Origin of the sequence: Sphingomonas sp. HF-S4 (assembly GCF_032911445.1) — a bacterium.
Classification (GTDB): domain Bacteria; phylum Pseudomonadota; class Alphaproteobacteria; order Sphingomonadales; family Sphingomonadaceae; genus Sphingomonas; species Sphingomonas agrestis.
Window position 1 is genome coordinate 1,564,627 of sequence record NZ_JAWJEJ010000001.1, and the last position, 26,678, is coordinate 1,591,304.

Here is a 26,678-nt window from a genome sequence, read left to right on the forward strand (position 1 = left end):
CGTCCCCGTCGCCAAGGGACACAACGCTAAAGGGAGGACAATCCTGTTCTAGATCTATACTTGTCCGCTTCGAACCAAAACCCGCTCTTCGGATCCGTTACGGAGTATTTACGATTGGGACGACGCTAGGCCAACACCGGGTCGCGCGTGCTCTAGTCGCGAAAGCATGCCGTCCTATGCCAGTCCAAATAGCGCGGATGCGGTCGGTGCGCGGGCACTTGGGGCAACCGCGCCTTGCGATCCGGGAAGATTAGGCGCTCGACGCTTTCCAGGTCGTTGATCTTTCGCGACAACAGGATATCGCCGGCATCGCTGAGCGAAATCAGCCCGCGATCGAACATCCAGTGGATCGTGCCGGACAGCGCAATGCCGTTGTCGATGGCATCCGGGCCGCCTGCATCCACGCTCATGATGTGCGCGGCCTCGGTTTCCGCACGCCCTCCCCCATTGAGAAGCTTCATTCCGGTCAGCGCACAGCGTGCGCCATAGACGTCGAGCACGCGTTTGCGGAACTGGCGGTTACGCACCTTTCGATTGACGAGCATCGTCGTGCGGTCGATCGGCCCGTTCCAGGGGTCGGTCTCCTCTGCCACTTTGTGCGCCGGCGGCATGTCCTCGCAGGCGTCGATTCGCGGCAACAGATCTTCCTCGGTCACCAGCCCGAACTCCAGGATCCGGTTGAAGTCGGCGCTCGAGAGCGCGCGAACCAGTTGTGCGGCGCGATCGCCATCCAGTCGGCCATCCGCCTTCAGCAATTCACGCTCAATGATCGTGCCATCAAGTTCGAACGGCACCGCACGCCCGAATTCCAGGAACGTGCCGCGCGCGATCTGCGCGACGAAAATACCGTCGCTGCCCAGCTCGGGATCGATCCGCTCCACCCGCGCGGCCGCGTAATAGTCGCCGCCATACGGCCTTTCGGGGCGCTGGTGGATGACCCACTGATCGATCATCCGTGTAACGCTCGGCAACCACCGCCCCTCGAAACGATAGCGGAACTCCGACAAGTCGTCGCCCGGATGCGGCACGAGCTGGAAGACCCCGTTGGTCGGAACGACCGGCTCCATCTCCGGCATGGTGCCGAGCCAGCGATAGGTGCCGCGTACCACGAATTCGATCAGGCCTGCATCGCGAAGCTGCTGCAACTCACGCCCCAGGGTTTGGGTCGGAGTAAGACCCGACGTACGCGTTTCCGCTTCGATCGCCTCGATTTCCGCCGCGATGAAAGCCTTGCGCGTGAACTCAGGCGAACCGGTTCTGGCGACGTAGCGCCGGATCGCCGCCGTTACGGCGCTGGCCCATATAGGCATGCCTCACTCCCCATCGTCCCCGGACTGATACCGCGAGACCCGGCCGGCTCAAAGCGTCCCCATCTGCCGATCGTATCGCGGCGGATACGCTCCCGTAGCGCGGCAGGATTTGAGATACCGCCCGCCCGTCTCGCGGGCCTAGTCGTCCGCCAACGACGGATGGAACGCACGCATCACCGGCAGGACCGAGGCGTAATCGTCAGTCCAGGCGCGGAAGCCGGGCTTGGGCGCGAGCGGGCGCCATTGCGGATCGCCTCGGGTCAGCCTGTCCAGCGTCGCCTGGTCGCGCGACAGCGCGATCCAGTCCGAGGTGCTCGCCTGGTCGAGTTGCTCGAGCGCCGAGGGTTGGTAGACCATCCGCGCCGCGTGCCACCCGCCCTCCGCCGCCGCCCCCGCGACGACCGGCGCCAGCGCGAGGAAGCGGTTCGAGATATGGACAAGCAGCAACCCATTGGGCGCAAGCACGCGGCCATAGGTGGCAAACGCCTCGCTCGTCATCAGATGCATCGGCACCGCGTCCGACGAGAAGGCGTCGAGCGCGAGCAGGTCGAGCGTCGCGGGCGTCGCCTCGGCGAGCCGGATGCGGGCATCGCCCAGCGCGATCTCGGCTTGGGGCACGCATTGGCGGATGAAGGTGAATTTGCCCGAATCGCGCGCGATCGTGACGACTTCAGGGTCGATCTCGTAGAAGCGCCATTGCTGGCCGGGCACCGCATAGCAGCCGAGCGTGCCCGTCCCCAGCCCGACCACGCCGATCCGCGCCGCCGGCCCGTAGAGCCCCGGCGCGGCGAGCATCGCGCGGCCGACACCCGATCCGGGGACGTAATAGGTCGTCGGCATTGTCGCGCGGGGCGCCTTGAGCTGGATGCCGTGGAGCGTCGTCCCGTGCGCGAGCCGCACTTCGTCGGGCAGGTCGCTCACCGTGTAGACCCCGAAATAGCTGCGGGTACGGTCACCGCTCAGCGACGTCTCGATCGCGCGATAGCCGCCGAACAGGAAGAGCCCGCCCGCGAGCGCGATCACATACGCCGCGCGCCGCCCGGTCGCGATCAGCCCCACCACCGCCACTGCCAGGAAAGCGAACTGCTCGTGCATCTCACCGAGTACGCCGCCCGGATTGAGAATACCGAGCCAGACGAACACCACGACCAGCAGCGCCGCGGCAAGCACCTTGATCCGCAGTATCTGCCCCTCGCCGCTCCACAGCCTCGCCAGCGCGGGCAGCAGGAACGCCTGGGGCATCAGCACCCCCGCGGCGAGGATCAGCAGCGGATATTCATAGGTCCAGTCGAACAGCACCGGCGCGACCAGCCCGGAGAAAACCCCGCCCAACGCGCCGCCGACCGACATCGCCAAATAGAAGCCGGTCAGTCGGTCTGGCGCCGGGCGCAGCTGATACATCCGCGAATGCAGCGAAACCGCGACGACGAACAGCAGGATCAGCCCGATCAGCGCGTTGAGATAGGCAAGCTTCTGGTGCCCCGCGATCAGCGTCGCGCCGAACAGCAGCACGATCACCGGAGTGAACTTGGCGAGCAGGTCGGGGATCGTATCGCCCTTGCGGAAGGCGAGCGAGAAGCTCAGCAGATAGAGCCCGAGCGGCAGCACCCACAGCATCGGCATCGCGACGATGTCGGTGGTGAGGAAGGTGGTGGTCGCGAGCATCAACCCCGAAGGGACGAAGGCGAGTGCGATCCAGTGGAGCACGCGCCAGCGGCCCGCCGGCGGGCTGTGGTGCGCGACATGCGGCTCCGCGCCGGACTTGCGCGGCAACAGCAGCGCGCAGCCGGCGACGAGCACGAACACCAGGCCGTAGCCGATGCTCCACAACAGGCTCTGCCCCTTGATCGCGAGGCCCGGCTCGACGAGCAGCGGATAGGCGATCAGCCCACCGAAACTGCCGATGTTCGACGCCGCGTAGAGCGCATAGGGATCGCGCCCGCCGCTCGCGACGCTGTACCAGCGCTGGAGCAGCGGTGCCTGCGCCGAGATCGCGAAGAACAGCGGACCGATCGACGCGCCGAACAGCCACGGCACCCACAAAGCCGGCTCGGCATCGGCAGGCAGGTTCATCGCGGTCAGTCCGATCGGCAGCCACAACGCCGCCACCGCGAGCACGGCGAGGTGGATCCCCGCCTGCATCCGCACCGGCACCCGCCCGAGCCAATGCGCGTAGGCATAGCCGCCGAGCAGCAGCGCCTGGTAGACCAGCATCGCGCTGTTCCACACCGCCGGCGCGCCGCCGAGCTTGGGCAGCGCCATTCGCGCAACCATCGGCTGGACGAGGAACAGCAGGAACGATCCGCCGAGGATCGCGACGACGAACAACCAGTGGAACCGCGTTCGCTCCACGCTCGCGCGTTCGACACCGTCGTTCATTCCAATTCCTTCCACGACGATCCTGATACCCGTACGGTTTAGACGGGCTTAACCGCGCCGCGCGCGATGCGATAGGTGACGTGGCGACGCAGCCGTTCGACCGCCTTGGGATGATCGAAATCGTCCTGCGGCGCGCGGACCATGCCCAGCCGCTCCATCAGTCCCCAACTGCGGTCGTTGTCGACGCTGGTGATCGCGGCGATGCGCGGCACGTCGAGGTTCGCCCAGCCCCAGTCGAGGCTTGCCTGCGCCGCCTCGCGGGCATAGCCCCGCCCCCAATGGTCGTATGCGAGCCGCCAGCCGATCTCGATCTCGCCTTCGATCGGCGTCTCCTCGGCACCCGGCTTGAGCCCGCAAAACCCCAGGAACGCGCCGTCGCTGCGCCGCTCGACTGCCCAGAAGGTGTAGCCCATGTCGTCGAGAATGCGCTGCACCCGATCGATCAGCGCATCGCTCTCGTCGCGCCACAGCAGCGGCCCGAGCGTCGCCATCACGCGCTCGTCCTGGCTCATCGCATGAAACGGTTCGCGATCGGAGTCGCGCCAGCCGCGCAGGATCAGGCGTGGCGTCTCGATCATGCCGGCCGGTCGATCGCATGGACGATCATCGCGCCGAACGGGTCTCCAACCGGATATTCGGGATGATGGAAGTCGAGATCGGCGCGGCGGCGCATGCCCAATCGCTCCATCAGCCCCCACGACCGCGTGTTGCCGATCACGGTCCAGGCGGCGATCCGGGGCCGCGCCGTATGGGCCCAGCCCCAGGCCAGGCTTGCTTCGGCAGCCTCGCGTGCGATGCCCTGCCCCCAATGCTTCTCGCCGATCCGCCAGCCGATCTCGAGCTCTTCGGGCACCGGCGTTCCCGGATGCCCGCCGATCCGCAGCCCACACACACCGGCAAGCTCGCCCGTGGCACGTAGCTCGACGGCCCACATGCAATGGCCGAAGCGTTCCTGCTGCTCCATCTGCTTGTCGAGAATCGCGTCGTGCTTGGCCTGCGGCACCGGTCCGCCGAAATGCGCCATCATCGCCGGCGTGTTGACCAGCGCGTGGAACCCCGGCTTGTCTGCCTGGCGCCACGGGCGCAGCAGCAGCCGTTTTGTCTCGATCACGCGCCCAGCAGCCGCGCGGCGAGCGGCGCGTGATAGGTCAGCACGCCCGAGCAGCCGGCGCGCTTGAACGCCATCAGCGTCTCCATCACCAGCGCCTCGCGGTCGCCTGCGCCGCATGCCGCGGCGGCCTCGATCATCGCATATTCGCCAGATACCTGGTACGCGAAGACAGGTACTTCGAACGCGTTCTTCACACGCACTATGATATCGAGATAAGGTAGGCCCGGCTTGACCATCACGCTGTCGGCGCCCTCGGCCACATCGAGCGCGACTTCGCGCAGCGCTTCCTCGGCATTGGCCGGGTCCATCTGATAGGTCTTCTTGTCGCCCTTGAGCAGCCCGCGCGATCCCACCGCGTCGCGGAACGGCCCATAGAAGCCGCTGGCGTACTTGGCGGCATAGGCCATGATCTGGACGTTGACGTGCCCGTTGGCCTCGAGCGCCGATCGGATCAGCCCGACCCGCCCATCCATCATGTCCGAAGGCGCGACGATGTCCGACCCTGCCTCGGCCTGGACCAGCGCCTGGTCGGTGAGCATCGCCGCGGTCGTGTCGTTGAGGACATAGCCGGCATCGTCGACGATCCCGTCATGGCCGTGGCTCGTATAGGGATCGAGCGCGACATCGGTGAGCACCCCCAGATCGGGCACCGCATCCTTGATCGCGCGGATCGCGCGGCACATCAGATTGTCCGGGTTGAGCGCCTCGCGCCCGTCGTCGCTGCGCAGGCCTGCGGGCGTGTTGGGAAACAGCGCCACGCAGGGGATGCCCAGCGCAGCCGCCTCCTTGGCGCGCGCCGCCACGCCCGCCACGGACCAGCGCGACACCCCCGGAAGCGACGTGATCGGTTCCTCCGCGTCGCCCTCGGTGACGAACAGCGGCCAGATCAGGTCGGCCGGGGTGAGCACGGTCTCGGCATGCATCCGCCGGCTCCACGCGGCGGCACGGGTGCGGCGAAGGCGAAGCGCAGGATACTGACTCATGCCGATCCGTTTGGGGGATCGAGTGACGCCGCGCAAGCGTTACACAGCTGAAACGTCCCGGAGTGCCTCCCGCTTGTCCAAGCCCCAAATTCGCTCCGCCGCGATGATCGTCAACGCCAAGTCCCGGCGCGGCCAGGATCTGTTCGAACAGGCGTGCAGCCTGATGAAGGGCCTCCCCTTCCCGGTCGACGCGCACGCCGTCGAGGAGCCGGAGCAGCTCGAACCCACTCTGAAGAAGGCACTGGCGGCAAAGCCCGATCTCGTTATCCTCGGCGGCGGCGACGGGACGATCAGCGGGCTGGTCGATTTCCTCACCGGCACCGGCGCGGCGCTCGCGGTCCTCCCGCTCGGCACCGCCAACAGCTTCGCGCGCTCGCTCGGCATCCCGCTCGACATCCCCGGCGCCGTCGAGGTGATCGCCACGGGCGAGTTGCGGCGTATAGATCTCGGCATGATCGACGACGATTATTTCGCCAATTGCGCTGCGATGGGCATCTCGCCGCAGATCGCCGAGAACGTGCCCTCGGGGCTCAAGCGCTGGTTCGGCCGCGCCGGCTATCTTGCCTGGGCGGCGTACGAATTCTCGCGCTTCCACCCGTTCACGCTGATCGTGGGCGAAGGCGCCGAGGCCAAGCGGCTGCGCGTCGTCGAGGTCCGCATCGCCAATGGTCGCTTCCACGGCGGCACCGAGATAATCGACGAAGCCAGCGTCGACAGTGGCGAGATCGTCGTCCAGGCGGTCCGCGGCCATGCCCGCCGCCGGCTGCTGCGCAACTGGTTCAACAGCGTCCTGCGCCGCGAGGCGCGGCATGAGGACACGGTGAGCTTCTCGGGCAAGTCACTCCGCATCGCCACCGAACCGCCGCTGCCGGTATCGATCGACGGCGAGGTTCTGGCGCGCACCCCGGTCACCGCACGGATTGCGGCGGCGGTGATCGACGTCATGGTGCCACGCTAACCGCTATTCTTGCGAGTGCCGGAGCATGCGCAACCGGCGCGTACGCCGGGTACGAGGGCCAATCAGAATTCCGTGCTCCGGCGAAGGCCAGAGCGCTGGCCTCAAGCGAGACGCGCGCAACCCATTGCTTCGACCTTCGCCGGAGCACGGTTTCCTTCTCAAGTAGTTCCAGCCTTAGTCAGTAACTATCACTCCAGCCGCGTTAGCGCCGCACTCAGCCGCTCGGCCTCGGCCGCCTTCTCGGCATGGTCCGCCCGCGCTTTCTCCACCGCCTCGGGCTTGGCCCGCTCGACAAAGCTCGGATTGTTCAGCCGGCCCGCAAGCCCGTCGCGCTCCTTCTCCGCCGCCGCGATTGCCTTGGTGAGGCGCGCGCGCTCCGCTTCGAGATCAACCACCCCGCCGATCGGCACCACGAACGTCGCCTCATCGACGACGATTTGCAACGATCCGCCCGCAGGCGCCTCGCCGCCAGCCTGATCGACCCGCGCGAGCCGCGCCAGCGCCGCAAACTGGCGTTCGAGCCGCGCCGCCGTTTCGCCGGAAGCATCCCGAACATGCAGCGGCAAGCGCGCGCCCGGCGGCACGTTGAGCTCGGTCCGCGCCGCGCGAATCTCGCTCACCAGCCGGATCAGCCAATCGATTTCCTGTGCAGCCGCCGGATCGAGGGCCCGCGCGTCGGCCATCGGCCAGTGCGCGACGATGATCTCGTGGTCGCGCGTGCCCATCTTCGACCAGAGCTCTTCGGTGATGAAGGGCATGAACGGGTGGAGCAGGACGAGGATCTGGTCGAGCACCCAGCCCGCCACCGCACGCGTCTCGTCGGCGCCGGCACCGGTAGCAGGCACACCGCCTTCGCCCTGGATCACCGGCTTGATCAGTTCGAGATACCAGTCGCAGAAGCGGCTCCAGGTGAACTGGTAGATCGTGTTCGCGGCTTCGTCGAAGCGCAGGTCCGCCAACGCAAGATCGAGCGCCTGCACCGTCGCCACCGTCTCGGCGATGATCCAGCGATTGACCGCCAGCTCGGCCACGGGCGGCTCGAGCGTGGCGCTCGCGCCGATCCCGTTCGACTGGCAGAAGCGCGCGGCATTCCACAGCTTGGTCGCGAAGTTGCGATAGCCCTCGATCCGGCGCTCATCCATCTTGATGTCGCGGCCCTGGCTTTCCATCGCCGCCATGAAGAAGCGCAGCGCATCGGCGCCATACTGTTCGATCAACCCGAGCGGATTGACGACATTGCCCTTGGACTTGGACATCTTCTGCCCGTCCGCGGCGCGCACCAAACCGTGGAGATACAAGGTCTTGAACGGCACTTCCTTCATGAAGTGCAAGCCCTGCATCATCATCCGCGCATCCCAGAAAAACAGGATGTCGAAGCCCGAGATCAGCACGTCGTTGGGATAGCGGCCAAGCGCCTTCACGTCGGTGTCGGGCCAGCCCATCGTCGCGAACGGCCAAAGGGCGGAGGAGAACCAGGTGTCGAGCACGTCGCTGTCCTGGATGAGCGCTACGCCTTCTCCTGCCTGCGCCTGCGCTTCGGCCTCGCTCTCGGCGACATGGATGTTGCCGTCGTCGGCGAACCACGCCGGAATCCGGTGCCCCCACCAGAGCTGACGGCTCACGCACCACGGCTGGATGTTCTCCATCCAGTTGAAGTACGTCTTCTCCCAGCTCTTCGGCACGATCCTGGTCGCACCCGAGTGTACCGCCTCGATCGCCGGCTTGGCGAGCGTCGCCGCATCGACATACCATTGGTCGGTCAGCCAAGGCTCGATCACCACGCCCGAGCGGTCGCCATAGGGCGTCTGGATCGTGCGCGGCTCGGAATCGTGCGACTCGCCGTCCTTGTCGGTCCAGGGTACGAGGAAGCCCTCGTCCTTGAGCCGCTGCACCACCAGCTTGCGCGCCTCGAACCGGTCGAGTCCGAGCAGTTCTGCCGGGATCAGCCCGTCCGATGTCTGGGTGATCTGCGCCTTGGCGTCGAGCATGTTGAGCATGTCGCGCGCTTCGATCCCGGCGCGACGGCCGACCTCGAAGTCGTTGAAGTCATGCCCCGGCGTGATCTTGACTGCGCCCGAACCCAATTCGGGGTCGGCATGGTCGTCGGTGAGGATCGGAATCAGGCGGCCAGTGATCGGCAGCCGAACCTTCTTGCCGACCAGCGCCGCATAGCGTTCGTCCGACGCGTTCACCGCCACCGCCATGTCGGCGAGCATCGTCTCGGGCCGCGTCGTCGCGACCTGGATGAACCCGCTGCCATCCTCGAGCGGATAGCGCAAGTGCCAGAAATTGCCCTTGATCTCGCGCGTCTCGACCTCGAGATCCGAGATCGCCGTGCCCAGGCCCGGATCCCAGTTCACCAGCCTTTTGTCGCGATAGATCAGCCCCTGCTTGTGGAGCTCGACGAACACTTTCAGGACGGCCTTGGAAAAGCCCTCGTCCATCGTGAAGCGCTCGTTCGCCCAGTCCATCGAGCAGCCGAGCCGGCGAAGCTGCTGGGTGATCTCCCCGCCGCTCTCTTCCTTCCACTCCCACACTTTCGCGACGAATTCCTCGCGGGTGAAGTCGGTACGCTTAGCTCCCGCGGCATTGAGCTGGCGCTCGACCACCATCTGCGTCGCGATACCCGCATGATCGGTCCCGACCACCCAGCGCGCGTCCTTGCCCTTCAGCCGGGCATGGCGGACGAGAATATCCTGCAGCGTGTTGTCGAGCGCATGCCCGATATGCAGGCTGCCGGTGACGTTGGGCGGCGGATTGACCAAAGTCCACGGATCGGCCCCCGGCCGCTCGGGCGCGAACAGGCCCTTGGTCTCCCAATGGCCATACCAGCGGGATTCGATTTCGGCGGGGTCGAAGGTCTTGGGGAGTTCGGTCATGATGGAGGGCGCTTAGCGCGCAACCGCCCTCCCCCACAACCCGCCGTTCAGTCGCACACTGGCTTGTCACAGCCCTTCGCAACGAAACCGTCACGCCCGCCGGTATGATTGTTCAGCCACCCCAGCACTTCGCCATACCATTGCATGCTGTTCTTGGGCTTGAGCACCCAATGGTTCTCGTCAGGGAACACCACCAGCCGCGAGGGGATCTCGCGCCGCTGGAGCGCAGTGAAGCTCGCCAGCCCCTGGGTATAGGGGATGCGGAAGTCCTTCTCGCCGGTGATCACCAGCATCGGGGTCTTCCACTTGTCGACATGGTGGACCGGGTTCCATTTCTCGAACGCTTGCGGATCTTCGAAATAGGCTTTCCCGCCATGTTCCCACTCGTCGAACCACAATTCTTCGGTCTCATAGGCCATCGCGCGCGCGTCGAACACGCCGTCATGCTGGACGAGGCACTTGAACCGGTCGGGCCACTGCCCCGCGATCCAGTTCATCATGTAGCCGCCATAGGAGGCGCCGAGCGCGCAGGCATTGTCGCCGTCGAGATAGGCGAACTTGTCCGTGGCCGCCTTGAGCCCCTTTTGCAGGTCCTCGAGCGGCCAGCCGCCCCAATTGTTGCGGATCGCGTCGGTGAAGGCTTGGCCATAGCCGGTCGAGCCGTGGAAATCGACCGAGACCACCGCATAGCCCGCGCCCGCGAATATCGCGGGGTTCCAGCGATACGACCAGCTGTTGTTGCTCGATCCCTGCGGCCCGCCATGGACCACGAACGCGATCGGCGCCTTCGCGCCCTCGGCGAGCGAGGCCGGGCGCACGGCATAGCCCCAGACCGTATCGTTGTTCGCGCCGGTGAAGCTGAAGCGCTCGACCTTGGGCAAGTCGATCCCCGCCAGCTTCGCCGCATTGACCGAGGTCAGCCGCTCGACCTTGCTCCCGCCCAGCCGATAGAAATCGTCCGGCGCGGTCAGGCTGTTCATCGCGAACACCACGCCGCTCTTGGTCGGCAGCACCGCCGAGACTACGCCCGCCTGGGTCAGCCGCATCACTTTGCCGCTCTTCGCATCGACTCGGAAGATCGGTTCTTCCTGCGTGTCCTGCGCAGTGACGTAGAGCGACTTGCCGTCAGGTGCCCAGGCGATCGAGGACACCGAACGATCCCACGCCTCGGTGAGCGCACGCACCTGCCCACTCGCCAGATCGCGCAGCATCAGCACCTGCCGGTCGGCTTCATAGGTCGCTCGGGCCATTGCGAAATAGGCCAGCCATTTGCCGTCGGGTGATACGGTCGGGAGGTTGTCCATCCCGTCATTGTCGGCGGTCAGGTTGGTCGGCGGCGCCGAACCGTCGGCGGGCGTCGCGAAGATATCGAGATTGGTCGAGGTCGCCTCGATCCGACCCGCCTCGCGCAGCGCGAAATAGACCGTCTTGCCGTCGGGGCTCCACGCCAGTTCCTCGCCGCCGCCGAATGGCTTGGACGGCGTATCTCCGATCAGTTCGCCACCGATCGCCACGCCATTGCCGGTCGCACCCTCGAGACCGAACGGCAACACGAACAGCTGCGAGCGATCGCCGTTCGCCCACGTGTCCCAATGGCGCACGAACAACTGGTCATAGGTGCGGCCCGACCCCGCATTGGGGTCCTTCTTGACCTGCGGCAGCTCGAGGCTCGGCGCACCCGGCTTGCGGTCGGCCCAGACAAGGACCTTGTCGCCGGTCGGCGCCACCTTGAACCCGCTGAACCCGCCGGGGATCGCGCTCAATTTACGCGCCGTGCCGCCGGTGACCGCGACACTCCACACCGCGTCCTCGCCACCCTTGTCCGACTGGAACCAGACGGTCGCCCCGTCCTTCGAGAATTGCGGGCTGGTTTCGTTGACCTCGGCCTCGGCGACGAGCTTCTCGGGCGTCGCGCCCTTCTTGCTCAAATCCAGCCGCCACAGGTCATAGCGCCCGCGATTGGCAGCGAGATCGGTCTCGCGCTGCTGCCAGACGAGCCATTTGCCGTCGGGCGACACCACCGGCGCACCGACGCGCGAGAGGCTCGCGACATCCTGGATGGTGAGATCGCGCGCCAGGGCCGGCGCGGCAGCGGAAGCGAGCGCGACGCCCGCGAGCAGGAGGTGCTTCATGCCCCGAGATAAGCAGATGGTAGCGAACGTTACAATCGTCCGCGCGGCACCAATCTCAGTTCCGCCCGGTGATCCGGGTGATCTCGCGCGCGACCATCTCTTCGACGATCTTGGGCAAATTGGCGTCGAGCCAGTCGCGCAGCATCGGCTTGAGCAGTTCGCGGACCAGCCCCTCGAGCGTGTCCGACCCCGCCACCTCGGGCTTTACCACCATCCGCGACAGCGCCTCGAGCGGCCCGCGGGTCGCCTCGACGGCGCGTTCCGACAGAATCGGCTCGACGCGCTTCTCGGCCACCGGCGCGGCGGCGGCAGGCTCGGGCGCCGCGACCTGATCGCTCAGCTCGAGAACCTCGTCCTCGTCCTCCGCCTCGACCTGCGGCGCGCGTGCCCCTGCGGTCGTGGCAGTGCCGGCACGGCCGCGGCGGGTACGCGACGCCGTCGCCGCATCGCCTTCCTCGGCGATGATGCGTTTGATCGAGGAGAGGATCTCCTCCATCGAAGGCTCGCTACTGATATCCCCCATCGCCGACACGTCTCCTGCAGGCAGTCATGGTTAAATCAGGGATTTCGGGGCGTGGTGTCAACCGATCGCTGCAACAAAGGATCCGCGGGGGCTGCGGTCACCATCGCGCCCTGCGCCGGGGTGCCGGCGGTCGAGGTGCTCGTGCCGACCGGCTTGGGATCGTCGTTCCAGTCGCTCCAGCGGCCGCGGACGCGCTCATAATTGGCGGCAGGATCGTAGAGCGGCCCGCCGTCGAGCCCAAGATCCTTGGCCTCGGCGCGCCCCATCGACGCCAGCAGGCTGAACCCCGCGACATAGGCGTCGCGCTCGGCAGTCACGTAATTGACCTGGCTGTTGAGCAGTTCCTGCTCGGCGTTGAGGATGTCGAGGATCGTGCGCGTGCCGACGCTGTTCTCGGCGCGGACGCCCTCGAGGCTGAGCTGGTTGGCCTGCACCGCGCTGCGCGACGATTCGATCACGCGCAGCGCACCCTGATAGCTCGCATAGGTCGAGCGCGCCTGCGCGATCACCCCGCGCTCGGTGAGCGTCACCTGCTCGATCGCCGCGGCCTGGCGCGCCTGCGCCTGGCGGACCTGCGCCGCAGGGCGTCCGCCCTGGAACAGCGGCAGCGTCAGCTCGGCGCCGAACGTCGCCGATTCGCCGCTCCCGCTCGCCCCCTGCGCCGCCGCGGCGGCCGGGATCGAGCCGAGATAATTGTAATAATTGCCCCCTACGCCAACGCTCAGGGTCGGCAATCGGCTCGCCCGCGCCACGCTGACGTCATAGCGCGTCGCGTCGCGGCCCAGTTGCGCGGCCTCGAGAAACGGATTGTTGGCAAGCGCAGTCTGCTCGGCAGTCATCACGTCATCAGGCAAATTGGGCAGCGCGGGCGGCGCATCGAGCACCCCCGGCGGTGAGCCGACGATGCGGATATAGGACTCGCGGCTGCCGATCAGCCGCGCCTCGGCAGTGCGCAATTGCCCCTCGGCCAGCGCCAGCCGCGCCTCGGACTGCGCGACGTCGGTGCGCGTCAGGTCGCCCACTTCGAAGCGGTCGCGCGTCGCCTGGAGGTTGACGCCCAGCACGCGGACATTCTGCTGGTTGAGCCGAACGATCGCCTCGTCGCGCAGTACATCGACATAGACCGTCACCGCCTGGGTGAACACGTCCGCTTCGGTGCCGCGGAGGTTGGCCTGCCCCGCCTCGACCCGCGTCTCGGCCGCGCGCACCGAATTGCGCACCGCGCCGCCGCTGTAGATCGGCTGCGACAGGTTGATGCCCAGCCGCGCCTGGCGCGTCGCCGAGATCAGGTTCGCGTCGCTGTCGTAAATACTCGTGTTTGCCGAGCCCGTGGCGCTCGCGCCCGGCAGCCCGCGCGAGCGGGCGATCGGAACATTCTCGTCATTGGCGCGCTGATTGGCACGTTCGCCGGCAAGGTCGGGATTGCTGTTATACGTCTGGACCAGTGCGTCGCGCAGCGTCGTGGTGGGCCGCACGCCCGGCGCCGGCGCGAGCGCGGGAGTCGCCGTCCGCGGCGCGGTCTGCACCGTCACCGGAGTCGAGGTGCCGGTGCGCGTCGTCGTGGTCTGCGCGGATGCAGGCACGGCGAGCGCCGTCAGGCTCACGCCCAGGAGCAGGGAGGTCAGTCGCATCAATCTCTTCTTCTGGTCAGAAGGTGAAGGTCCGTAGGCGTCGGAAACCAGGCAGTTCGGTGCATTCGATATCGGCGAAATCCACGAGGCCGAAGCCTCCCTCGGTCCGCCGGCCGGCGGCGAGCCGAGTTACGCCCCGGTCGACCACGCCGCTGACGACGCGCCCACCGGGCTTCACTTGTGCGACCAGTGCCGCGGGCAGTTCTTCGACTGCGCCGTCGACGATGAGCAGATCATAGGGGCCGCGCGCTACCCAGCCGGCATTTAGCGGGCCCTGGACGACCTCGACCTTCGACTCGCCGGCAAGCGCGCCGCGCGCGATCCCGACCAGCGATTCGGATTCCTCGAGCGCGACCACCGATCCGGCGATCTGCGCGATCAGCGCCGCGGCATAGCCGCCCGCCGCGCCCACGAGCAGGACATGGTCGCCCGGGCGGATTTCCGCCTCGGTCAGCAGCCGCCCGGTGGCGAGCGGCGAATTGTGCTGGCGCCCGCCGCCCAGCGGCAACAGGCCGTCGCGATAGGCGATGCCGTGCTGCTCGGCGGGCAGATAGGTTTCGCGCGGGGTGCGGGCCATCGCCTCGACCACGCGAGCATCGTTGACCGCGTTGGTACGCAGCTGGCTGGCCACCATCGCGTGGCGCATCGCCTCGAAGCGGTTCGCTTCGACGGGCGCAGTATCGACCGTCAGGGTCATCATAACTCCGGCTTTCTGGCACAACCGTATTAGTTGCGCAATACACGTGTTGCACTCGTTGCGCTTCTATCGCGCCGCAGCGTCGCCGCCAAGCGAGGCCAAGCGCATTTTGAAACTATGTTGACACAGCGCCACCCCTCGCGCATTTCGCCGCCTCGCTTTCGAGGCCCGATGGCGGAGTGGTGACGCAGAGGACTGCAAATCCTTGCACCCGGGTTCGATTCCCGGTCGGGCCTCCAGCTCCCAATCTATCGCCGCAGATCGGCCACGCGTTCCAGTTGCCGCCGCATCCGAGCGCGACTGGCGGGCGTGCTGGTGGGAATCGACTCGATCTGGGGCAAGCTAGCGAGTCCTGCTATCATCAGGTCCCGCTCATCGCGGATGCGCGCCAGCGTCGAAAGCAGCGTCGCCTTGTCGTTGTCGAATCCGCCATGGCTCCGCGCCGCGGAGGCCGGATTGCTCGGTGCCACGATCCATTCGATTCGCTGGCCATCCCACAAATCGTCCAGGCGGCCCCGAACGAATCGCGCCAGGCCGAGCAGCGGCTCGCCACCATTGGCGCGAATGGTTTCCTCGAACGCGGCGCTCACCAGGTAGAGCAGCGACTTGTTGTAGATATGCGCGCAATGATCGTCGCGTTCGGTGGCGTCGTCCATCGTGTACAGCCCGAACCGGTCGATCCGGCCATCCTCAATCAGCGGCCGGTAGCAGCGATCGAACAGGTCGATCGTGCAGGCCGGGGCGAGCAGCGAGACGCTGGCGATCGGAACCCCGGCATCGGCGAAATATTGGGCCAGCTCGGCATGGAAGATCGATCCGGCGCTGTGGCCGACTAGGTGGATCTCGTCGATTTGCTTGTTCTGATACATGCCGATGAGGAGATCGGCCGTCAGCCGCGCGGCGCCCGCCTCCTTTCGCGTCGCGCCGAACGCATTCTCCTTCATCTCGTCCCACATCGCCTTGCCGCCGAACCGCCGCGCGACCGGCTCGAGCATGTCGTCGACCCGATCGAGCAGGAAATCGAACACCCCGCCGATCATACTCTCGTCGCGGCGGCTGGACAGCGCCTCGGCAAGGATGTTGCGGATCGTCGACAAGGCGTCGGAGCGCCAGATGAACGCGAGCGGATAGACTTCGGCATCGAGCGCCGCCTGGCGGTTGGCGGCCACCACCTGGATCGCATCACTTTGCCTGACCAGCCCGCCATGCGCATAGAGCATCACCCGCTTGCGCGCCCACGTCTCCATGCACTTGGGCATCTGCCGCGTGATGACGTCGTTCAATCCCTCGCGCGTCAGGCCGTATTCGCCCTTGTCGTCGAGCACACCGTCATTGCGCGCGGTGACGATGTGCGGGCGCAGCGCCGAATACACATAGGCCGGCAAACTCTGCGGCGCCCAGGTCCGCAGTTCGGCCGAGGCCGAAGGCTGGCCGAGATGTACCGGCACCCCGAGCGAGGCGACCCAAATGTCGCTGCCATTGGCCAGCCAGTCGTCATAGCCCAGCCGCGCAAAGCCGCCATCGCCCCAGTCCTCGCCCCAGCTGTTCTGGATCCAGAAGCCCTTCTGGTCATAGCCGACGATCGCGAAGGCGTGCCCCCCGACCCGGCCGGGGACGAACGGAATATGCGGCTCGCCCAGGGACACCTCCCCCCAGCCGGCATGGATGTCCGCCGATGCGAGCAGCACCCCGACTTCGGAAATCGCCGCATGCATCGCCACGAGATCGCGGTGATTGACGCGGTAATAGGCGCCGAGCGGCCGGGTTATGGCGTCGGCCGCGGCCTCGTCGCTCGGCCATTGCCCCGTAATGTCCTTCCACAGTCGCTTGGCGCACACGCCATGCTTGTGCCATGCCTTGACCGCGCCGCGCACGCTCGACCCCACATACGCCTCGCCGGGCCATTCATCGTATCGGCGCGCCATCGCATACAGCATGTACGCGCTGACTTCCTCGGCATCGGGGTTCTCGCCGCGCGCGCGCAGCAGGTAGTTGGCGACCGTGGCAAGCGCGAAGCCGGTGCACGCGCCTTCGCCGCCCTGGTCGAGGATCGGGACGGAGCGCTTCCGATACGCTTCGAGCTTCGCTTCCTCGGGCACGCGGATCAACGAGGGCCGATACATCGCGTCGCGGAAGTCCACGGTATCGGGAAGCGCGTCGAGCTTGGAAAGGATCGGCATGCGGAGTCTCCAATCGCCAGTCAGAGTTTGTCACCGAACGCTGTCACTGGCGGCGCACCGCAAAGGCATGTCTCTCACAAGCTGGCGGGCGGGAATGTGGCATTCCGCGCGAAAAGGGCGCCCGCTTCGCAGCGGACGCCCTTCGTGTTGAAATTAGACTGTTTTAGCGGCGACCGCGGCAGTTGCCGCCGTCCACTTCACGGCCGAGCAGCGCGCCTGCACCAGCACCGATGATCGTGCCGGTCGTGCTGCGGCCGCGATACGAGCTGCCGCGGCCGATCTCGCCGCCCAGCAGGCCGCCGGCGACTGCGCCGAGGATCGTGCCGGTGGTGCCGCTCGAGCAGCGGCGATAGTCGCGGTTGCGATAGCCACGATAATCGCGGCGATACCCGCGGCGGTCGTCGCGATAGCCACGGTCACGATAGCCGTCGCGATAATCGCGCTCGTAATAGCCACGACCGTAATCCTGGGCGGCGGCGGGGGTGGCTGCCATGCCGCCGATGGTGACGGTAGCGGCAAGCGCGGCGGTGAGCATCGACTTGATCATTTCATCCTCCTTCGGGGGCCTAGGGTTGCCTCCACATGCCGACTCTTCTGCCACGCCGCACATGGTGCGAGCCTGAATGCCTCCGTTAGCCACCGTTCATCCGAAGGGGTTGGAGGGGAACTGGTCAGCGGAAAGCCACGCTTCGTCGCCGAGCGCCCGGAAAAAACGAATCGCGCGGCACCGCGGCGGGGCATGACGAACCCGAATCGAGCCGCTATGCCGCGGCCATGTCCGCCCCGCTCACGCTCTACAATTCGCTCACCCGCAGCCTCGAGCCGTTCGCGCCGCTCGATCCCGAAAAGGGCGTGCGCGTCTATTCGTGCGGGCCGACGGTCTACAATTACGCCCATCTCGGCAATCTGCGCGCCTACGTCTTCACCGACACGCTGAGCCGCGTGCTGCGCTGGAAGGGCCATGACCTTACCCACGTCATCAACATCACCGATGTCGGCCACCTGACCAGCGACGCCGATGCCGGCGACGACAAGATGGAAGCGGCCGCCAAGGCCCAGGCCAGGAGCATCTGGGATATCGCCGCGCATTACACCGCGGCGTTCAAGCAGAACATCGCCGACCTCAATATCCGCGAGCCCAGCCGGTGGTCGGTCGCCACCGACCATATCGACGAGATGCTCGACTTCGCGAAGAAGATCGCGCCCGCGCATTGCTACGAGCTCGACACCGGGCTCTATTTCGACACCAGCACCGTCGCCGACTATGGCCGCCTAGCCGGCTCGCAGGACGATACCCGCGAAGGCCGCATCGAAGCCGTCGAAGGCAAGCGCCACCCGCAGGACTTCGCGATCTGGCGCAAGTCGCCTCCCGGCGAGCAGCGCCAGATGGAATGGGACAGCCCCTGGGGCAAGGGCGCGCCGGGCTGGCATCTCGAATGCTCCGTGATGAGCCTGAAGTATCTCGGCGCGCCGTTCGACATCCATACCGGCGGAATCGATCATCGCGAGATCCACCACCCCAACGAGATCGCCCAGAACCAGGCCTATTGCGGCTGCTCGGATAGCGGCGCGCATTTCTGGATGCACAACAACTTTCTGGTCGATCGTCAGGGAAAGATGAGCAAGTCCAAGGGCGGCTTCACCACGCTCCAGTCGCTGATCGACGCGGGCGTCCACCCCCTCGCCTATCGCCTGCTCTGCCTCCAGGCGCATTATCGCAGCGAGCTGGAGTTCAGCGCCGAGAACCTCGCCGCCGCACTGACCCGGCTCAAACGGCTGGTGATGACCATAACGGCGCTCAAGGCAAAGACGCAGGGCGAAGGCACCGCCCCGCAGCCTTGGCTCAAGCGGCTCGACGAAGCCGTTTCCGACGACCTCAACACCCCCAAGGCGCTGCCGATCCTCGACGAACTGCTCGCCGAGAAGAGCGTGTCCCCCGCCGACCGGCTCGCCGCGCTCGCCGAATTCGACACCGTCCTCGGCCTGAACCTCCTGAACCTCACCCGCGAGGAACTTCGCGTCCGCCCGGCAAGCGCCACGCTCACGCCCGAGCAAATCAGCGACCGCCTCGTCGAGCGCCAGCAGGCACGCGTCGTGAAGGACTTCCAGCGCTCCGACACGATCCGCGACGAACTCGCCGCCGCCGGCGTCGAAGTCATGGACGGCGACCCCCTGGGGTGGGACTGGAAGCCGGCGCTCTAATTCGACACGCCCCCTTGCCTCCCGCCCCCCGCTTCCGCAAAACGCGGCGCAACAGGGAGGGCAAGAATGCGCGGACAGGTACTGGGCGTCGATCGCACCAGCGGCGAGGGCCAGATTTCGGGCGAGGACGGCCAGCGTTACTGCTTTCGCCCCGGTGACTGGAGCGATGAGCGCGGCCCCGCGGTCGGCGCGCGCATCGATTTCGCCACCGAGGGGAACCGCGCGCTGCGCATCTTCCGCCTGCCCGAATCGGACACCGCGCCGGTCGCCTACCGCCAGCCCCCCGCCAACGACCGCAACAAATATGTCGCCGCCTTGCTCGCCTTCTTCCTCGGCACGCTCGGCATCCACCGCTTCTATCTCGGCCGCAACGGCACCGGGGTGCTGATGATCGTCATCTCGATCACCATCGTCGGCCTCATCTTCACCGGTCTCTGGGCGTTCATCGACACGGTGCGCTACCTCGTGATGTCCGACGCCGAGTTCGCGCACCGCTACGCCCGCACCTATCCGGCATGAAGGCCGTCCTCCCCGCGCTCGCCCGCCCGCTCGTCGAGCCGCACCTCCCCGCGGGGCTCGACGTCCACTGGTTCGCCAGCGCCGAGGAAGCCGAGGCGATGGTCGCCGACGCCGATATCGGCTGGGTCGACATCAACCGCCCACCCGAATGGGCCCGCGCGGTCGCCGCCGGCACTCGGCTCAAATGGCTGTCGACCATCTATGCCGGGCTCGACCGGCTCGACACCGCCCAGCTCGCCGCGCGCGGCACCCGCGTCACCAACGGCAGCGGGGTCAACGCGCACACGGTGGCCGAATATGCCGTGATGGGCGCGCTCGTCGCCGCCAAGCGCTACGACCAAGTAGTCCGCATCGCCGACACCCGCGAATGGCCCTATGACGCACCAGGCAAGCTCGAGCTGTTCGAGACCAGCGCATTGGTCATCGGCTACGGCACGATCGGCAAGCTGATCGGCGAGCGCCTCGCCGGCTTCGGCGTCGCCGTCACCGGCGTGACCCGCACCGGCGCGCCCGGCACGATCGGTCCCGACGCCTGGCGCGACCGCCTCTCCGAATTCGACTGGATCTTCCTCTCCGCCCCCGCCACCGACACCAGCCGTGCGATGATCGGCGAGGCAGAGCTCAGGGCGATGAAGCCCTCCGCCTGGATCATCAATGTCGGCCGCGGCGAGCTGATCGACCAGGACGCGCTGATCGAGGCGACCACCAGGCGCCGCATCGCCGGCGCGTTCCTCGACACCGTCACTCCCGAGCCGCTCCCGCCCGAGCACCCGCTATGGACCGCGCCCAACATACTCCATTCGATGCATTTGTCGGGCCGCAGCCAGACGCGCATGTTCGTCCGCGCGGCGGAATTGTTCGTCCGCAACCTCCACGCCTTCCTCGAAGGTCGCCCGCTGGAGAATGAAGTCGACCTGACCGCCGGCTATTGAGGCTTCTCAATCGCGAACAGCTTGTCCCAGAAGCCGTCGTTGAGCAGCGCTTCCATCGCCTTGCCGTCGCTGCGGTCGTCCGGACACCCCGCCTGGTAGGCGAAGGTCCGCGCCGCCATCTCGTCGCTCACTTCGCGCGCGAAGTCGGGCCCCAGCCGCCGGGTGAGCACCACCAGCATCGCCCGCGCCGCTTCCGATCCCCAGAGCGATCGCGGATCGGGCACATAGTCGTGATCCTCGACCTCGTCGGTCTCCGCATCGGCGACGAACTCGTTGTCGAGCTCGGCTTCCAGGTCGATATGCACCGCGTCCATCAGGCGATCTCCTCGTAGCGGGATCAACGCCAGACCCGCCACTTCGGTCCACCCGCACGCGATCTTACCCATCCAGGGTAATTTTCACCCTTGCCAACATTTACCCCCCGCGGGTAAGGCGCCCGGCATGACCACGCTCGCAGGTTCCAAGATCCGCCGCTTCCGCGAGGAACGCGCCCTTTCCCGCGCCGCTTTCGGCGCCTGGTTCGACACGCCCGGCTCGACCGTGCAGGGCTGGGAGGAAGACGGCAAGCGCGCCTCCCCCGCCGTTCTCAACCAGATCGCCGCCAACGGCATCGCCCATCACCAGGACTGGTACGTGCCCGTCCGCAACCTGGAGCAAGCCATGGGCTGGACCCCTGACAGCTGGACGCAGGCCGAAGCGCGCCAGCTCCCGACTTACCCCGATCAAGCCGCGCTCAACGCCGCCACTGCGCAGATCGCCAACTTCCCCCCGCTCGTCTTCGCCGGCGAGGCGCGCGAGCTCACCACCGAGCTCGCCAAGGTCTCGCGTGGCGAGGCCTTCCTCCTCCAGGGCGGCGACTGTGCCGAGAGCTTCGCCGAGTTCCACCCCAACAACATCCGCGACACCTTCCGCGTCATCCTCCAGATGGCGGTCGTCCTCACCTTCGCGTCGAAGCTGCCGACAGTGAAGCTCGGCCGCATGGCCGGCCAGTTCGCCAAGCCGCGCAGCGCCGATACCGAGACGATCGACGGCGTCGAGCTGCCCAGCTACCGCGGCGACAACGTCAACGACATCGCCTTCACCGCGGCGTCGCGCATCCCCGACCCGCAGCGCATGGTCCAGGGCTACAGCCAGTCCGCCGCGACGCTCAACCTGCTGCGCGCCTTCGCCACCGGCGGCTATGCCAATCTCCACCAGGTCCACAAATGGACGCTCGACTTCATGGGCCGCAGCCCGTGGTCGAAGAAGTTCGCCGCCGTCGCCGATCGCATCGGCGAGTCGCTCGATTTCATGGAGGCGTGCGGGATCAACCCCGACACCGTCCCCCAATTGAAGGGCACCCAATTCTACACCAGCCACGAGGCACTGCTCCTCCCTTATGAGCAGGCGCTCACCCGGCAGGACAGCCTCACCGGCGACTGGTACGACACCTCGGCCCATTTCCTGTGGATCGGCGACCGCACCCGCTTCGAGGGCAGCGCGCATGTCGAGTTCCTGCGCGGCATCGGCAATCCGATCGGGATGAAGTGCGGCCCCAGCCTCGAGCCCGACGCCCTGCTGCGCCTGCTCGACACGCTAAACCCCGCCCGCGTCCCGGGCCGCATGACGCTGATCACCCGCTATGGCCACGACAAGATCGAAAAGGGCCTCCCGGCCCTGGTCCGCGCGGTCAAGCGCGAGGGGCATCCGGTGGTGTGGAGCTGCGACCCGATGCACGGCAACGTCGTCAAGGCCGCCAACGGCTACAAGACCCGCCCCTTCGAGCGCATCCTCGCCGAAGTCCGCGGCTTCTTCGCCGTCCACCGCGCCGAGGGCACCTTCGCCGGCGGCATCCACGCCGAGATGACGGGACAAAACGTCACCGAATGCACCGGCGGCGCGATCGACGTGACAGAGCAGGCGCTGGCCGACCGGTATCACACGCATTGCGACCCGCGGCTGAACGCGGGGCAGTCGCTGGAGCTGGCGTTTCTGCTGGCGGAGATGTTGAATGACGAGATGGCGGAGCGACGGAAGGCGGCGTAGGTGGGGACAGAATTTAGGCCGCTCGCTGACTGGCCGGTTACGGATGCCCGCCTGAGGAACCAGCCAGTCGCCTCTCGACCTGCGCGGTGTGAACGAGCCGCTTTATCGATGGCGCGAATTTTCGACTCTGCGCCTTCAGGAGCGATTAGGCTGGGAACTGCTCGAAGACGTTCAGAATTAGCGTTTCGATATGGCTCGCCACCATATTGGGTCCGATCTTGAGGCTGTTGGGATGACCACACCCGTTCCGCAGTTTCAACGCCTTCGCCAGTTCCTCCTTAACGTTCTTACCGACAACGCCAATCGGCACCAGACGGTCGAGAAAATCGGCCTCCTGCATCTTCGCGAGGCCGTCCTCATTGACTGCCGCCTTCCATTTAGCGTTGGTCTTTTGAGCCTCCGCATTGAAAGCGGCGAGGTGATTGGCGACCACCTCACGATAGAGCACGTCCACCGCAGCAACCCAAGACATGACGATGGCTGACCGATACAGCTTCGCCTCATGGCACTTAATGGCCTCCTCGACGAACGCGCGTGTGGTCACATTCTGCACGTTGTCCAAATGCTTGCGGAGGTCTGCCGCAACCTGCATCGCTGCTGGACTAACTGAATCGACCCCCAGGTTACGGAGGTGATTCTTGCCTGTATCGGTAAGCTCCCATCCTGACGGAACACGGATGCCCAATCCGCCGCTACGACCCAGCACATCGGAAATGTTCCACCTTTTTGGAATCTTAAAGCCTGCCTCTTCGGACCGGGTTCGCATATCCGCAAGTTGTACTGGCTGATCGAACGTGGCCAAGATTAGCAGGAGCTTATCGCGAACTGGTAGATCGCGATGCAGCCAGTCCTTCAGCCCGGACGGTTCAAGCAAGCTGCGCTTCCAACGACTGATATGCATCCGCAGTCAACGAATACACCCCGTCGCTAACCTGATTGAACTTCGAACCGACCAGTGCGGCCAAAATTTTGCTCAGGTTCCCAGTCATACTATCCTTGAAGTGCATGTTGGCTTTCTTCATCATATCAAGCAATTCAGCTCGGTTGAACGTATGCTTATTCTCGTAAATCTGAAGCGCAGCGGCAGCAGCTTCAGCTACCTCTGGACCAGTCTTGGCTTTCAGCTTGGTTGCGATGCTATTAATGTGCAGCTTCTGGGCCGGCACAGCACCAGCGGGTGGATTGGACGCAGGCGGTACCGCCGGTGAATGACTTTCCGGAACCTCCGCAAGAATCGGCACCTTGAAGAGCGTTTCGATGTGCGTGAACAGGTCCTTGATGTCGGAGACACCAAGTTCAGTCTCTCCCTCGTACTCAAACTCGACCGGTCCAGCTTTAATACGAACCTTCGCTGTCATGATGCATCCCCCTGTATGCCGCTGCCCCAGCGGTCGGAGGGAAGATGGGTTCGTAAGCTGTAAAGTCAAGAATGGGGCGTAAATGTTCCTTCTTCGCGCACATTGGGCGTATTGAGACACGCGCGTCTAAATGAAGCACGCTTTTGGAAGTGCTTAGCTAGGTCTTGTCAAACGAGCGGCTTGGCGTCCAGCGCTTGAACTTTGATAAGCGGCCCGGCGCCGTCCCGCAATCATGCAAAGCGAGCAGCCTACACAGCGGAGTGGCCCGGTTCCAAGATTGGTCTGGCGTCGCGAAACTAAGTTTCGGAAGGATTGTCTTCGGCGATGAGGATCACTCGCGGGCGCTTGACGCGCGCTGGCACAATCCGTTCGTCGCGACGCTCGATCGCGGTCCGGATGATTGCCGGAAGCTGCCGCGCGCGCAGATCGCGCGGCACCGCATCGGACCGCCGGCGCCGGCCCCCATCCGGCCCCGCCAGACTTTGAACTTGGGGCGGCGCAAGTATGCGCAGCGTCTGGCCAAAGCCCGCCAGCGCGCTTCGCATCTCGATGGCCTCCTCGACTGCGCTGCGGACTTCGGTCGGCAACGGGATTGCCGGGGCGCCGACCGGTCGCGGTGGACAAAGGATCGTCGACAGTGGAAAGAAGAGCGGCTGCAGCGAGCCTATCCGCTTGTAGGGCAGGCGCTTGGGCTTGATCTTGACCATTGCCTTGACACGCTCCCGGATTTCCCAGCCGCTCGCCAGCTCGATGCCTGTTACCGTGTCACCCGAGGCAGCGCAGACATGCGCCGGGTTGTAGAAGGCGTAGAGGGGAATAGTTGGAAGGGACTCCCGGCCTACACCGCTCACTAGCAGTCGCGATTGGATCCCGCTGTTATGCGGATGCGAGAGTTCGACATAGGACCCGGTCGTCCAGTCATTTGCATGAGGCGTGAGCCGCTTTGCCTGAACGCGGAACTGGACGGCGTCCTCACTCGCGGGGGCGACTATGACCAAGTCGAAATCGCCGCCGGTCTTCGCCTCGGACGGTGTCTGCACCACGACGTCATTGCCGGGCAGCGACAGCAGCGAGGCGATGAGGATGTCGGTGATACTGTCCTCGCGAAAGCGCCGCTTAAGATGTTTCTCGACATCGAGAAACTCGGCGATCATCGCCGGCAGGCGCGAGGCTAGATCGCACGGCGATGTGAAGACTGGTGCGATCGGCAATCCATCCCCCTTTTCGCAGACGCTGGCGGCTCGCGCAGCGGACACTATCTGCCGCCCGGATGCAAACTGGCATTGATTGCGCCGGGATCAGCCTACGCCACGAGCAACCGGCGGCTCGACATACTCGGAGACCTCGTTCTTGGGGCGGCCCGAATTTCACTCGCAGGTTCAGCGTCTTGACAAAGCGCCTCCACCACTCCGTGCCCGCTGCCTGCGCGGATGCCAGCGAGGCGTCGGGCAACGGCGGATGTTGGTCAGCTAGAAGTGCAGAAAAGCGCCAAGAGTCTCGGCCCTCTACCATGACAAATGAATTGCGGCTTTGGAGCCAGCGATGGGATCAGCTCAACGGCCGATATTGGGCGCCAAACCGATATTTCCTACAACGTTGTTATATGCTATTGTTCCCTATTTGTTCGCGCACAGGACAAGCAGCATGGAACACCTCGAAGATCCGGAAGGCCCCGATCCCCTCCTCCTTTTCACCCCCGTCGCGCTCGCGCGGGTGCGGCGGAACGGGTGGTCGCCCGAGCGGCAGATCGCGTTCATCGCCATCCTCGCGCGCACCGGGGTGGTGCGCATCGCCGCGGCGTCGGTGGGGATGAGCCCGCGCTCGGCCTATCACCTGCTGGGCCGGATTCCCTTCGACCATCCCTTTGCCCAGGCCTGGGACACCGCGATGGACCGCGCGCGCGAGGCTGCGCTCGGTCATGCGCTGCGCAGCCTCACCGAGCCCCAGCAGGTGCCGGTGATCCACCGCGGCCGGATCATCGGCACGCGCACCTGGTTCGACGAGCGGCTCGCGCTCGCCGTGCTGCGCGTCTCCTCGACGCTCACCGGCCCGCCCGAATCGCATGCCGAGCGCCGCTGGGGGCGCAAGCGCCTGCGCGACATGGCCGAGATGCGCGCCAACGAGCGCGTCCGCCGCGAGATGGCGCAGGCGCAACGCCCGCCGCTTCCGCCGCCCGAGACGCCGCGTCCCAGCCCCCTCCGCCCGCCGCGCGACACCGCAACCGGCCCGCGGATCAGGCTGCTCTAATCGTGCGCGCGCGCGCAACTTTCGGAATGAAAAAGTGCGCAAAGTGCGAAGTTACGCCGCGCATCTCCTACAGCCGGTCGCGCGACCGGGCGCACTGCAACAAACTGACACATGGTTGTAACGCCGCGCCCCTAGCGCAGCCGCTGCCGGCGCAGGGTCCCCTCCTGCCGCGCCGGCTCTCCCCGAACTACGGGGCGGCTCCGGCCGCCCCGCCTTTTTGCCCGTCATTCGGGCCGCTGGCACACCGCTTCGATATTGTTGCCGTCGGGGTCGCGGACGAACGCGGCATAGTAATTGGAGTGATAGTGCGCGCGGATGCCCGGCGGGCCGTTGTCGGTGCCGCCCGCCGCCAGCGCCGCCAGGTGGAACGCGTCGACCTGCGCGCGGTCGGCGGCGCCGAAGGCGACATGGGTGCCGTGCGAGACCTGCGCGTCGTCGGCGATCCAGAAATACGGGTGGTCGCTGCCATAGCCGATCCGGGTGACGCTGCTCCCGGCCTGTTCGGGCCTGACGCGCATCACTTCGGCCATGCCGAGCGGCGCCAGCGCGGCGGCGTAGAAGGCCTCGGCGCGGGCAAGGTCGGAGATCGAGAAGCCGACATGGTCGATCATA

23 protein-coding genes and 1 tRNA gene are annotated in these 26,678 nt (G+C 66.1%); 7 read left to right on the top strand and 17 right to left on the bottom strand.

The annotated features are described in order from the left end of the window. Positions 1-152: 152 nt before the first annotated feature. The 5 genes from RZN05_RS06735 to hemB all read right to left on the bottom strand — a co-directional run bounded on the left by RZN05_RS06735 (position 153) and on the right by hemB (position 5,783). Positions 153-1,310 (bottom strand): HNH endonuclease, encoded by a 1,158-nt coding sequence (locus tag RZN05_RS06735; protein WP_317225850.1) that lies wholly within the window; start codon positions 1,308-1,310, stop codon positions 153-155. A 138-nt stretch (positions 1,311-1,448) separates the two neighbouring features. Then, on the bottom strand, positions 1,449-3,689 hold the full coding sequence (locus tag RZN05_RS06740) for a fused MFS/spermidine synthase (RefSeq protein WP_317225851.1): 2,241 nt from the start codon (positions 3,687-3,689) through the stop codon (positions 1,449-1,451). A 38-nt stretch (positions 3,690-3,727) separates the two neighbouring features. After that, a complete protein-coding gene (locus tag RZN05_RS06745; protein ID WP_317225852.1) occupies positions 3,728-4,267 on the bottom strand; it encodes a GNAT family N-acetyltransferase in 540 nt (179 codons plus the stop codon). After that, the gene (locus RZN05_RS06750; protein WP_317225853.1) at positions 4,264-4,800 is read right to left on the bottom strand and encodes a GNAT family N-acetyltransferase; all 537 of its coding nucleotides are present in this window, start codon (positions 4,798-4,800) and stop codon (positions 4,264-4,266) included. Before RZN05_RS06750 ends, RZN05_RS06745 begins: the two co-directional genes overlap by 4 nt. Next, positions 4,797-5,783 (bottom strand): porphobilinogen synthase, encoded by a 987-nt coding sequence (gene hemB, locus RZN05_RS06755; protein WP_317225854.1) that lies wholly within the window; start codon positions 5,781-5,783, stop codon positions 4,797-4,799. The genes RZN05_RS06750 and hemB overlap by 4 nt, the downstream gene beginning before the upstream one ends. A 103-nt stretch (positions 5,784-5,886) precedes the next feature. On the opposite strand from hemB, the gene RZN05_RS06760 reads away from it, so the two are divergent. Beyond that, positions 5,887-6,741 carry a diacylglycerol/lipid kinase family protein gene (locus tag RZN05_RS06760; protein WP_317227579.1) on the top strand — a complete coding sequence of 285 codons (855 nt, stop codon included), beginning with the start codon at positions 5,887-5,889 and terminating at the stop codon, positions 6,739-6,741. Between the two features lie 188 nt (positions 6,742-6,929). Here RZN05_RS06760 and RZN05_RS06765 read toward each other — a convergent pair whose 3' ends face one another. From RZN05_RS06765 to RZN05_RS06785, 5 genes are read right to left on the bottom strand one after another with little or no spacing between them, the layout of a single operon-like run. Further along, the gene (locus tag RZN05_RS06765) at positions 6,930-9,620 is read right to left on the bottom strand and encodes a valine--tRNA ligase (protein WP_317225855.1); all 2,691 of its coding nucleotides are present in this window, start codon (positions 9,618-9,620) and stop codon (positions 6,930-6,932) included. A gap of 47 nt (positions 9,621-9,667) precedes the next feature. After that, the gene (locus RZN05_RS06770) at positions 9,668-11,752 is read right to left on the bottom strand and encodes a S9 family peptidase (protein ID WP_317225856.1); all 2,085 of its coding nucleotides are present in this window, start codon (positions 11,750-11,752) and stop codon (positions 9,668-9,670) included. Between the two features lie 55 nt (positions 11,753-11,807). After that, the gene (locus tag RZN05_RS06775) at positions 11,808-12,275 is read right to left on the bottom strand and encodes a DUF2497 domain-containing protein (protein WP_317225857.1); all 468 of its coding nucleotides are present in this window, start codon (positions 12,273-12,275) and stop codon (positions 11,808-11,810) included. A 35-nt stretch (positions 12,276-12,310) separates the two neighbouring features. Beyond that, on the bottom strand, positions 12,311-13,906 hold the full coding sequence (locus RZN05_RS06780) for a TolC family outer membrane protein (RefSeq protein ID WP_317225858.1): 1,596 nt from the start codon (positions 13,904-13,906) through the stop codon (positions 12,311-12,313). Between the two features lie 16 nt (positions 13,907-13,922). After that, positions 13,923-14,606 (bottom strand): protein-L-isoaspartate O-methyltransferase family protein, encoded by a 684-nt coding sequence (locus RZN05_RS06785; protein WP_317225859.1) that lies wholly within the window; start codon positions 14,604-14,606, stop codon positions 13,923-13,925. Between the two features lie 162 nt (positions 14,607-14,768). Between RZN05_RS06785 and RZN05_RS06790 the strand changes: the two genes are divergently transcribed. Continuing rightward, positions 14,769-14,842: transfer RNA gene (locus RZN05_RS06790), tRNA-Cys, on the top strand. Positions 14,843-14,851: 9 nt separating this feature from the next. On the opposite strand, the gene RZN05_RS06795 is transcribed toward RZN05_RS06790, so the two are convergent. Together RZN05_RS06795 and RZN05_RS06800 are read right to left on the bottom strand one after the other, a co-directional pair. After that, positions 14,852-16,783, bottom strand: a complete 1,932-nt coding sequence (locus RZN05_RS06795) for a C1 family peptidase (RefSeq protein ID WP_317225860.1) — start codon at positions 16,781-16,783, stop codon at positions 14,852-14,854. A 163-nt stretch (positions 16,784-16,946) separates the two neighbouring features. After that, complete coding sequence (locus tag RZN05_RS06800; protein ID WP_317225861.1) at positions 16,947-17,330, bottom strand: glycine zipper 2TM domain-containing protein; 384 nt, start codon at positions 17,328-17,330, stop codon at positions 16,947-16,949. Between the two features lie 227 nt (positions 17,331-17,557). On the opposite strand from RZN05_RS06800, the gene cysS reads away from it, so the two are divergent. The 3 genes from cysS to RZN05_RS06815 all read left to right on the top strand — a co-directional run bounded on the left by cysS (position 17,558) and on the right by RZN05_RS06815 (position 20,436). After that, positions 17,558-18,985, top strand: coding sequence for a cysteine--tRNA ligase (gene cysS, locus RZN05_RS06805; RefSeq protein WP_317225862.1), 1,428 nt, complete (start codon positions 17,558-17,560; stop codon positions 18,983-18,985). A 66-nt stretch (positions 18,986-19,051) separates the two neighbouring features. After that, on the top strand, positions 19,052-19,504 hold the full coding sequence (locus tag RZN05_RS06810) for a TM2 domain-containing protein (RefSeq protein WP_317225863.1): 453 nt from the start codon (positions 19,052-19,054) through the stop codon (positions 19,502-19,504). Then, positions 19,501-20,436, top strand: coding sequence for an NAD(P)-dependent oxidoreductase (locus tag RZN05_RS06815; RefSeq protein WP_317225864.1), 936 nt, complete (start codon positions 19,501-19,503; stop codon positions 20,434-20,436). The genes RZN05_RS06810 and RZN05_RS06815 overlap by 4 nt, the downstream gene beginning before the upstream one ends. On the opposite strand, the gene RZN05_RS06820 is transcribed toward RZN05_RS06815, so the two are convergent. Then, on the bottom strand, positions 20,430-20,750 hold the full coding sequence (locus tag RZN05_RS06820; RefSeq protein WP_317225865.1) for a hypothetical protein: 321 nt from the start codon (positions 20,748-20,750) through the stop codon (positions 20,430-20,432). The two genes, RZN05_RS06815 and RZN05_RS06820, sit on opposite strands and share 7 nt — an antisense overlap. Before the next feature lie 346 nt (positions 20,751-21,096). Between RZN05_RS06820 and RZN05_RS06825 the strand changes: the two genes are divergently transcribed. Continuing rightward, positions 21,097-22,461 (top strand): class II 3-deoxy-7-phosphoheptulonate synthase, encoded by a 1,365-nt coding sequence (locus RZN05_RS06825; protein ID WP_317227580.1) that lies wholly within the window; start codon positions 21,097-21,099, stop codon positions 22,459-22,461. Between the two features lie 145 nt (positions 22,462-22,606). Here the strand turns inward: RZN05_RS06825 and RZN05_RS06830 are convergent, their stop codons facing one another. The 3 genes from RZN05_RS06830 to RZN05_RS06840 all read right to left on the bottom strand — a co-directional run bounded on the left by RZN05_RS06830 (position 22,607) and on the right by RZN05_RS06840 (position 25,075). Further along, complete coding sequence (locus RZN05_RS06830) at positions 22,607-23,362, bottom strand: hypothetical protein (RefSeq protein WP_317225866.1); 756 nt, start codon at positions 23,360-23,362, stop codon at positions 22,607-22,609. After that, on the bottom strand, positions 23,328-23,819 hold the full coding sequence (locus tag RZN05_RS06835) for a hypothetical protein (RefSeq protein WP_317225867.1): 492 nt from the start codon (positions 23,817-23,819) through the stop codon (positions 23,328-23,330). Before RZN05_RS06835 ends, RZN05_RS06830 begins: the two co-directional genes overlap by 35 nt. 296 nt (positions 23,820-24,115) lie before the next feature. After that, positions 24,116-25,075, bottom strand: coding sequence for a DUF6615 family protein (locus RZN05_RS06840; RefSeq protein WP_317225868.1), 960 nt, complete (start codon positions 25,073-25,075; stop codon positions 24,116-24,118). A 388-nt stretch (positions 25,076-25,463) separates the two neighbouring features. On the opposite strand from RZN05_RS06840, the gene RZN05_RS06845 reads away from it, so the two are divergent. Next, positions 25,464-26,066 (top strand): hypothetical protein, encoded by a 603-nt coding sequence (locus RZN05_RS06845; protein ID WP_317225869.1) that lies wholly within the window; start codon positions 25,464-25,466, stop codon positions 26,064-26,066. Positions 26,067-26,290: 224 nt separating this feature from the next. Here RZN05_RS06845 and RZN05_RS06850 read toward each other — a convergent pair whose 3' ends face one another. Continuing rightward, a complete protein-coding gene (locus RZN05_RS06850; RefSeq protein WP_317225870.1) occupies positions 26,291-26,677 on the bottom strand; it encodes a VOC family protein in 387 nt (128 codons plus the stop codon). Position 26,678 lies beyond the last annotated feature (1 nt).